At 67.0% G+C, this 9,053-nt stretch carries 7 protein-coding genes; 5 read left to right on the top strand and 2 right to left on the bottom strand.

The window, feature by feature from the left end; translation table 11 throughout:
• Positions 1-75: 75 nt before the first annotated feature.
• On the bottom strand, positions 76-924 hold the full coding sequence (locus Q4I23_RS27100; protein WP_498528264.1) for a ParB/RepB/Spo0J family partition protein: 849 nt from the start codon (positions 922-924) through the stop codon (positions 76-78).
• Positions 914-1,909 carry an AAA family ATPase gene (locus Q4I23_RS27095; RefSeq protein WP_498528263.1) on the bottom strand — a complete coding sequence of 332 codons (996 nt, stop codon included), beginning with the start codon at positions 1,907-1,909 and terminating at the stop codon, positions 914-916. Before Q4I23_RS27095 ends, Q4I23_RS27100 begins: the two co-directional genes overlap by 11 nt.
• 454 nt (positions 1,910-2,363) lie before the next feature.
• Here Q4I23_RS27095 and Q4I23_RS27090 point away from each other — a divergent pair, with 454 nt between their 5' ends.
• From Q4I23_RS27090 to Q4I23_RS27070, 5 genes are all read left to right on the top strand, one after another.
• Complete coding sequence (locus Q4I23_RS27090) at positions 2,364-3,998, top strand: ABC transporter substrate-binding protein (protein ID WP_498528262.1); 1,635 nt, start codon at positions 2,364-2,366, stop codon at positions 3,996-3,998.
• A gap of 16 nt (positions 3,999-4,014) precedes the next feature.
• Positions 4,015-7,695 carry a hybrid sensor histidine kinase/response regulator gene (locus Q4I23_RS27085; protein WP_498528261.1) on the top strand — a complete coding sequence of 1,227 codons (3,681 nt, stop codon included), beginning with the start codon at positions 4,015-4,017 and terminating at the stop codon, positions 7,693-7,695.
• 16 nt (positions 7,696-7,711) lie between these two features.
• Positions 7,712-8,131: a response regulator gene (locus Q4I23_RS27080; protein WP_237906676.1), complete on the top strand. Its 420-nt coding sequence runs from the start codon at positions 7,712-7,714 to the stop codon at positions 8,129-8,131.
• A 310-nt stretch (positions 8,132-8,441) separates the two neighbouring features.
• On the top strand, positions 8,442-8,729 hold the full coding sequence (locus Q4I23_RS27075; protein ID WP_454019828.1) for a hypothetical protein: 288 nt from the start codon (positions 8,442-8,444) through the stop codon (positions 8,727-8,729).
• Positions 8,730-8,732: 3 nt separating this feature from the next.
• The gene (locus Q4I23_RS27070) at positions 8,733-9,050 is read left to right on the top strand and encodes a hypothetical protein (protein ID WP_498528260.1); all 318 of its coding nucleotides are present in this window, start codon (positions 8,733-8,735) and stop codon (positions 9,048-9,050) included.
• Positions 9,051-9,053: the final 3 nt, after the last annotated feature.

The following is a 9,053-nucleotide window of genomic DNA, read 5'->3' as shown; positions in this document are numbered from 1 at the left end:
GTTATAGTCTCGTGGGCTCGGAGATGTGTATAAGAGACAGCCCGATGAGGCAGGCCGGGCGGTGCGGCGAGCCGTTCAATCGGCGAGGAGCGCCGCCAGCTTCTTCTGAATCACTTCGAGCGCGGACCGTTCGGCGGCGCCGATGCCCTCACGGTTCTCCTCAAGCTTGGCAACCATCTGGACGAGCCCCCGGACCGCGGCGCCGGCCGCGCGTCTCTTGAGCAAGAGGCCATCCGGCTCCTTGCGCTTCATCTCCTGACGCTGCTCGGTGATCGCCTTCGCGGTCGCTCCCCTTCTGGCGAGCCTCCACAGCTTGCGCTGCCCGTCTTCGCTGGGCGCGGCGGCGACCTCCTCCAGCGTGGTTTGCGGGACGCGGTCGGCGAGGGTCATGTACTCGTCGAGGACGTCCTGCGGCAGAGTGAGGATGCCGAGCGCCCGCGAGATCGCCGCGGGAGTCTTGCCGATCACTTCGGCCAGCTTTTCCTGGGTGTAGCCGTGCTTGCTGCGAAGGCCATCGAGCGAGCGGGCCGTCTCGACCGCGTTCAGTGATTTGCGCTGCAGATTGTCGACCAGCGCCAGCTCGTCGGGGTCTCCCGAGAGCACCCGCGCGAAGATCGTGGTTCGGCCCAGCAACTCGAAAACCCGCAGGCGCCGTCCGCCGCCGACCAGGGCGTAGCCGCCTCCGCCTCCGGGGGTCACCAGGATCGGATACAACAGGCCGTGCCGCAGGATGGACCGCCGCAGTTCGGTGAGGGAGGCATCGTCCTGCACGGCGCGCGGCTGGTGCGTGTGGCGGTCGATGCGATCGATGTCCAGTTCGAGCACCGAGGGGAAGTCGTCGGAGAGGTCGAACGCCTTCGGTGCCGGTCCGGTCACCTCGGCCGATGCGGTCAGGTCGGTGCGGCGGGCGAGCTTACGCGACATGGGCCTTCATCTCCTTGGCGGCGGCGCGGGCGGCGGCGGCGATTTCCTCGAAGACGGCGCGGCCGGGGATGTTCTTGACGGCGGCGAGAGGAATCACGCCCGATGCCGCCGCCTGGGCGAACACGGTTGCCCTCGGAATGGGATCGAAAATCCGGTAACGATCGCCGTAGCCCCGGCGCAGATCCTCCAGCGTCGCCTGGTCCTGGGTCAGGCGGGCGGAGAACAGCGTGGGAAGGATACCAAGCATGCGCAGTCCGGGATTGCGGCGCCGCCGCAGGTTCTCCAGGGAATGCAGCACGTTTCGCAGGCCGACGAGCGCCAACGCCTCGGTCTGGCACGGCACCAGCAGAAGGTCCGACGCCTCGAGCGCGCTGACGGTGACGGCGCCCAGGTTCGGGGCGGTGTCGAGTACGATGAAGTCGTACTGGTTCCGGACTTCGCCGATGCGCTGCCGCAGGGGGGCCAGCTTGCCAAGGGCAAGTTCGACGTCGGCATCCGCCAGGCTCATAAAGGCGGGAAGGAGGTCAAGCCGCGGCTCCGGGGTTTGGATGATGTAGTCGGCGAGCGGCTTGTCGTCCGCCAGGGCGTAGTACAAGGTCCGGCGTTCGACCTCCATCTGGTCCATCTGGGTGGGCGAGTAGCCGAGATGGACGGTGGCGCTGCCCTGGCTGTCGCAATCGATCAGCAGAACCTTCGACCCTTGGGCGAGCAGGCAATAGGCGATGCACAGGGCTGAGGTCGTCTTCGAAACGCCTCCTTTCGCGGAGCCGCACATCACGACGGTGGCGCAGCGCGGCCGGTCGGTCCTGCGCTCGGTCTCGACAGCGTCCACGACCGCTTTGGGGGTCCGTTCCGATCCGCTTTCCCAGCGTGAAATCTGTGCCCGGTCGTATTTGCGGCCCAGGCTCTTGTTGAGCCAAGCGGCCAGTTCGGTCTGGTTCCACCCGCGCTCCTCGCGCAGCCCCTTGAGGCTTTCTCCGGCCATGGTTCTTGGGGTCTCCCGTCCGCTTGTCCGGCCGCATCCTTCGTCAAACCCTCAACATTGTCAACGGATTTTCCCAAGATTGCCTCAACACAGAGGTTTCGGTTTTTCAATATGGAAAGTTGCGATCCGGCTAGCTTTGCGCACTTTTTGCGAGCTTAAGTCGACTTAACCTCACACCGGTCCGCTTCCGTGCGGCTGAGCCGCGCCGCTCTGGCGGCAGTCCGTATCGGTGCCTGTCCGGCCGCTCAATGAAATGGTGCGCTTCTCGCCATTCCCCCCTCGATGCGTTCGGATCGTTATAGATAATTTCGACGGCGAAGCATTGTTTCCCCGGAGAAACTTAAAGATTGTCTTTTGAAAGATATCGTCAATTGCAAGTAAGCGCCTCTTGGCTTTAATCTCCGCGAACCAATTCGGGGCTCGGGCAGGTGATCGGTTGAAGGAGTACGGCGCGGTGAAGGCAGGTTTGTTGAAGAAGCGGGTGGCCCGGCTGGGCGGGGCATTCCTGATCGCGGCGGCCGCTCTGGCGGGCGCCGGAGCGCAGCAGAAGGCCGAGGCGGCATCGACGCTGGTCTTCTGTTCGGAAGGCAACCCGGACAATCTGGCCCCGGCGCTGGCCCGCACCAACACCAGTTTCGACGCGATCCTGCACGCCTACGACACGCTGGTGCGCTTCGACGCGGAATCGAAGAGCATCGTGCCCGCGCTGGCGGAATCCTGGACCATCTCGCCGGACGGCACCGTCTACACGTTCAAACTGCGGCCCGGCGTGCGCTTCCACGACACGCCCGGCTATGCGCCGACGCGCACGCTGACCTCAGCCGACGTGCTGTTCAGCTTCTTCCGGCAGTGGCACAAGGACCACCCGTACCATTCGGTCGGAAACGGGGCCTACAACTACTTCAACGACCTCTCCATGGGCTCGATCCTGAAGTCGATAGAGGCGGTGGACGACCTGACGGTGCGCTTCACCCTCAACCGGCCGCAGGCGCCCTTCCTGGCCAACCTGTCGATGGTCTTCGCCGCCATCACCTCGGCGGAATACGCCGACACCATGGCCAAGCTCGGCACGCCGGAGCTGTTCGATCGGGAGCCGGTGGGGACCGGCGCCTTCCAGCTTCTCTCCTACCAGAAGGACAACCTGCTTCAGTACAAGGCGTTCGAAGGGCACTGGGCCGGGCGCCCGCCCCTGGACAATCTGGTCTTCGCCATCACCCCCAACGCCACGGTCCGCTTGAACCGGCTGCAGGCCGGCGAATGCCATGTCATGCCCTATCCCAACCTGACCGACCTGCCGAAGATCCGGAACAGCCCGTCGCTGACCCTGCTGCGGCAGGAGGGCTACAACGTCGCCTTCCTTACCTTCAACGTGGAACGGAAGCCGCTGGACGACGTGCGGGTGCGCCGGGCGCTCAGCATGGCCATCGACAAGGAAACTCTGGTCGACGCGCTCTACGGCGACACCGGGCGCACGGCGAAGAATCCGTTGCCGCCGACGAACTGGGGCTACAACGACGCCATCACCGACATTCCCTACGACCCCAAGGGCGCGAGCCAGCTCCTGGCCGAGGCCGGCTACGCCAACGGCTTCGAGATCGAGCTGTGGCACATGCCGGTGGCCCGGCCCTACATGCCCGCCGGCAAGCGGGCGGCGGAAATGATGGCCAACGATCTGGCCCAGGTCGGCGTCAAAGCCACCCTGGTGACCGACGACTGGTCAGTCTACATGAAGCGGCTGATGAACGGTGACCACCAGCTGGGCATGATCGGCTGGACCGGCGACAACAGCGACCCCGACAACTTCCTCTACACGCTGCTGAGCTGCGAGGGAGCCCGCAAGGGCGGCGGCAACATGGGCAAATGGTGCGACCGCTCCTTCGACGACCTCATCATCGAGGCCAAGCAGACCACCGACGTGGCCAAACGCACCGCCCTGTACCATCGGGCGCAGGAAGTGTTCAAAGACCAGGCTCCGTGGCTGCCGCTGGCCCATTCCATGGTGTTCATGGTGCTGCGCGAAGAGGTGAAGGGCTATCGGATGAATCCTTTCGGCCTGCACCTGTTCCACCGCGTCGATCTCGCCCAGTGAGCGGCGGCGCGAGGTGATGATCCGCACCAACATCGCCCAGCGGATCGCCGCGGTCGGCGGCATGCCCGTGCTGGTGGCGGCGGCCATCGCCATCGTCGCGTGGTTCCTGCTGCAGCAGTCCGACCGCGCCAACGGTTCGGTGGTCACCGCCGGCACGATCTACCGTGAACTGTTGGGGGCGGAGGCGGCGCGCTCCGACTATCTGAACACCGCGGCCAGCCGGCGGGCGGCCCAGGCCGTCCGCTTTGACGCCCACACCGGCGAGGCGCGCCGCCATCTGGACGCTCTGGCCGACGCCACCGAGGACGATGCGCTGGAAAGCGCCGTCAGCGAGACGCGGCGGGTTCTGGACCGTTACGCCACGCAGATGGAGGAGCTGAAGGCGGTCACCGAGCAGAACGACGCCCTGATCGGCGCCATGGCCCAGCAGGCGGCCCGGTTGATCGACATCACCGACGCCGCCCGCCAGCGCCAGAACCTCGCCAACCTCGGCTATGCCGAGACGGTGGCGGACTCCGACCGCCGCCTGAGCCTGCACCGCGACGTGTTGGACAACGCCCGCAGCATCTACGCCGCGCTGGCCGGTCTGTGGCGGCACGAGGCGGCCCGGCTGTCCCGCGAACACGGTCAGGCTCAAGGCGGCGGCGCACCCGGCAGTTCCGGTACGCACGACACCGGCGTACTGATGCTGCGCCTGAGCAACAGCGCAGAAGCGCTGGAGGAGGCACTGGAGCGGGCTGCCGCCGCGGAAGGGCGCGAGAGCCGGGGGCAAAAACGCATCGTCGCGGCGGTCTCGCAGGTGTCCAGCGCGTTGATGGACGGCGGCGACATCCGGGACAGCGCGCAGGAGCTGGAAAAGCGCATCGACCAGATCCTGAACGTCTATGGTACGGCCTACGCCGCCACGCTGAACGAGGTCACCGAACTCACCGCCCACGCCGTGTCGGCCAACGAGACCGAACAGCAGGCGCAAGGCGTGACCATCGCCGTGCTGAAGCTGGCGCACGCCACAGCCGACGCGGTAAGCCACCGGGACATCGGAGCGACCATCACGCTGATCGCGGACGGCACGGCGGTGGAGGAGCAGATCGAGCGGATCGCACTGCCCCCGCTGGTTCGCGGCGGCATGATCTCCGCCGTGGCCGGTTGGCGGGAAAGCCTGGACAAGGTGCGCGAGGGGCTGAGCGTCCAGGACCTGATGATCGCCCGGATGGACGCGGACGCGAAGGAGATGGCGTCGGGTGCCAGCGCGCTGAACGACACGTTCCGCAGCAACGCCGAAACCATCGGGGCTTTCCTGCGGTCCGCCCTTGTGCTCGGGGCCACCGCCGGCCTGCTGCTGGCGATCGCCGGGGCCTTCTACGCCGCACGCTCGATCACCCGTCCGCTGGACCGCCTGCAAAGGCAGATGGTCCATCTGGCCGGAAATCCGCTGACCGGCGACATCGTGGACACCGGACGCCAGGACGAGGTCGGGGCCATGGCCCGCTCGGTTCAGCATTTCGTCACCGAGATCGCCCAACGGGAAACCGCCCTGCACGAGGCCAAGAACCAGGCGGAGGAGGCGACGCGGGCGAAGTCCTCCTTCCTGGCGGTGATGAGCCACGAGATCCGCACGCCGATGAACGGCGTGACGGCGATGGCCGAGATGCTGGACCAGACCGACCTGACCGAGGAACAGCACGGCATGCTTGGGGTCATCCGGTCGTCGGCCCAGGCGCTTCTCATCATCATCAACGACATCCTCGACTTCTCCAAGATCGAGGCGGGCAAGCTGGAGATCGAATCCGTCCCCTTCTCCCCCCTGGAGGTGGTCGAGGAGTCGGCGGAGCTGGTGGCCGGGCGCATCGAGGAAAAGGGGCTTCAGCTCTCCGTCGACGTCGGGCCGGGCGTTCCCGACCAGCTGACCGGCGATCCGACGCGCGTGCGCCAGATCCTCATCAACCTGATGGGCAACGCCGTCAAGTTCACCGAGAAAGGCAGCGTCGCCGTGACGGTCAGCGCCGAGCCGCGGTCCAGCACGGATGGCGGCAGGGATGACGGGGTGATGCTGCGCTTCGCCGTGACCGACAGCGGGATCGGTCTTACCGAGGAGCAGCGGGCCAAGCTGTTCCAGCCCTTCCAGCAGGCCGACAGCTCCACCTCGCGCCGCTTCGGCGGCACCGGGCTGGGGCTGACGATCTGCCACAAGCTGTGCACCATGATGGGGGGCGGCATCGGGGTGGACTCGGTGTTCGGCGAAGGGTCCACCTTCTGGTTCGAGCTGCCCTTCGCGGTGGCCGCCCCGACCGCCGACTGCCCGCAGCCCCGAACGCCGGCGGTCCCGGCGGTGGCGGTGGACGACGCCCGCGTGGTGGCTGTCGGCTTCGACGGCGACGGACGTCGGGCGCTGCAAGGAATCTTGGATGCCGCCGGCATCGCCCCGTTGGGCTGGTACGATCTGAACGACGGCCTTGAGGCGGTGACCGAGGCCCAGGCGGATCGGGCGGAGCAGTCCACCCTGGGCGGCGAGAGCGGGCGGCTGGTGGTGCTGGTCAACGGCGGGGTGCAATCCGAAGCCGCCATCGCCTGCTGCCGCGCCATCGTGCAGTCCCCAGCCTTCGCCGACGGTCCGGTCCCCGCGGTCATCCTGGCCGTACCGCGGGCGCTGGCCTCCACCATGTCGGAAGCCGACCGCATCGGGCTGCTGTGCGCCGTCAATCTGCCTTTGCGGCGGCGGCGGGTCTGGCTGGCCATCGCGGCGGCGCTGGGCCGGGCCAGCCTGGAACGGCGGTCGGAACCGCGAGAGCATGACGCGGCCGGGTGGGAACCGCCACCCATCGAGACCGCCATCGCGGCCGGGGCGCTGATCCTGGTGGCGGAGGACAACCCGATCAACCAGACGGTGATCCGCCGCATGTTGAACAAGCGTGGCTATGCCATCGAAATGGCCGACAACGGCGCCCGCGCGCTGGAAATGCTGCAGCCCGGCCGCTATGGCCTTCTGTTGACCGACTTCCACATGCCGGAGATGGACGGCTTCGGCCTGACCCACGCCATCCGTGCCCGTGAGCAGGAGTTGACGGAGGCGTTGGGCGCCGGTGCGGTGACGCGGCTGCCCATCGTCGCGCTGACCGCCGACGCCCTGCCGGGCACGCAGCAGCGCTGTCTGGAAGCGGGGATGGACGGCTATCTGACGAAGCCCATCGAATCCCGGCTGCTGGCCGAAACGCTGGACCGCTTCCTGCCGCAAGCCCGCTCGCTGCGCCTGCCGGCCCGCCGGACGCCTGCCAAGCCGGAGCCGGCCGCCGTGGCTGAAGCGTCCCCCACGCCGAGCTGGGCGGACGCCAACATTGACCCGCAGATTTTCGACCTCGGCCAGCTGAGCCAGAATTTCGGCCGTGACGACCCGGACGCCATGGTCTTCCTCGGCGATTTCCTGGGCATGGCGCCGGGGCTGATCCAGGCCGCCGTGACGGCGCTGGAGGCCGGAGACGCCGGCCCGGCCCGCGACGCGGTCCACACGCTGAAAGGGGCGGCCCTGTCGATCGGGGCGGCCCGGCTGGGCCGGCTGGCCGGCGACACCCAGGACCTGCTGGACGCCGGGGACGCGGAGACCGCCGCGCTTCTCGCCAGCATGCTGGACGCCACCCTGGACGAGTTGATCACCGCGACCGCCGCGATGCGGGCGTCGCACAGTCCCGCACCGACGTCTTGAACAAGGGCAGCCCATTATGGCGGTAGATTACTCGAAGCTGAGCATCCTGATCGTCGAGGACGACAATTTCACCCGCGGCCTGATCCGCAAGGTGCTGAAGGAGATCGGCGTCCGCTCGATCCTGGAATCCTCGAACGGCAAGGATGGGCTGATGGAGGTGGTGCGCACGCGCCCGGACATCGTCTTCTGCGACATCCACATGGCGCCGATGAACGGCAAGCAGTTCCTCCAGGGGGTGCGGGGGATCAAGGTGAAGGACGTGGACAAGACCCCGGTGATCTTCCTGACCGGCGATGCCGACCTCAGCACCGTGCGCTTCGCCAAGGAGCACAACGTCAACGGCTATCTGGTGAAACCGATCAGCCTCGCCAAGCTGCGCGACAGCATCGACGCGGTGGTGTCCAGCAACGCCGGAATGACGCAATGGCTGACCTGAAACCAGCCTGAACCTGCCATTGCAAACGCCCTGAGGCCGGCGTCGCCGTTCTGCCGCACGTTCGATGGGCAGGTGAGAAACGCTTCGGCTTGAGCGACGCCACGCGGCCGCCCGTCCATCCGCGCTCCACAGCCATGGGCAAGGCCAGCTTCCGAGGCTTCTTGAAAGAACGCGGAGCAAGCGCCGGTCACCGACCGCGGCTGTGATTCTTAATGCAAATAGGAATCACTTGCAATTTCAATTCCTGATTGGCAGAACATGGCCTTTCTCCACCGAATCGGATTGGCGCGCCATGATTGGAACCGCACCGATGGCAGAAGCCGCCTTTCACGGGCTGGCTTTGGCCGCGACCGTGGTCGGAATTGCCTGCTTCTATCTTTCGGCACCGCGCCAGCAATGGCTGACCCGCCCACTGGCCGGTCGCCGTAGCCGCGTAATCGGGACGCTCGCGCTGCTGGAAGGGTGGCTGCTGTGGTCGGTGGTGATGCATCCGGTGACCGCGCTGTTCACCAGCCTCACCGTCGGGATGTTGGTCCTCACCATCCTGCCCTTCGCCGCCGCCGCCCGCGGAGCCATGCCCGCACGCCGGGAGGGCTGAGCGATGACCGACGCATCCTCCATCCGCAACACACACGCCCCGATCCGTCCTGACTGGTGGAGCAAGAGTGTGGCCGGGGTGGTCCTGGGATTCTCGCTGGCCATCGCCCTGTCGGGACTGTTCGCCTGGATCGGCCCCGGCGGGCCGGCCGCGGTGAACAAGCTGCAATTCATCATGTGGCTCGTCGTTCCGATCTGGCTGGGGGTGGCCAGCGTCTGCTTCTTGTTCCGCAGCGGGCGACAGGCCTGGCTGTGGCTGGGCTGCGCCAACATCCTGGCCCACACGGCGCTGCTCGCCGCGCGCAGTCCGCTGCTGCACTGATCC

It is taken from the genome of Azospirillum sp. UFLA03-27 (assembly GCF_059803775.1).
Note: the sequence above shows the minus strand (reverse complement) of the source record. Positions and strands in the feature narration are given on the sequence as shown.

Coding starts and splice junctions, on each gene's coding strand:
- Q4I23_RS27100 (WP_498528264.1), bottom strand. CDS start 924: ATGTCGCGTAAGCTCGCCCGCCGCACCGACCTGACCGCATCGGCCGAG.
- Q4I23_RS27095 (WP_498528263.1), bottom strand. CDS start 1,909: ATGGCCGGAGAAAGCCTCAAGGGGCTGCGCGAGGAGCGCGGGTGGAAC.
- Q4I23_RS27085 (WP_498528261.1), top strand. CDS start 4,015: ATGATCCGCACCAACATCGCCCAGCGGATCGCCGCGGTCGGCGGCATG.
- Q4I23_RS27080 (WP_237906676.1), top strand. CDS start 7,712: ATGGCGGTAGATTACTCGAAGCTGAGCATCCTGATCGTCGAGGACGAC.
- Q4I23_RS27075 (WP_454019828.1), top strand. CDS start 8,442: ATGGCAGAAGCCGCCTTTCACGGGCTGGCTTTGGCCGCGACCGTGGTC.
- Q4I23_RS27070 (WP_498528260.1), top strand. CDS start 8,733: ATGACCGACGCATCCTCCATCCGCAACACACACGCCCCGATCCGTCCT.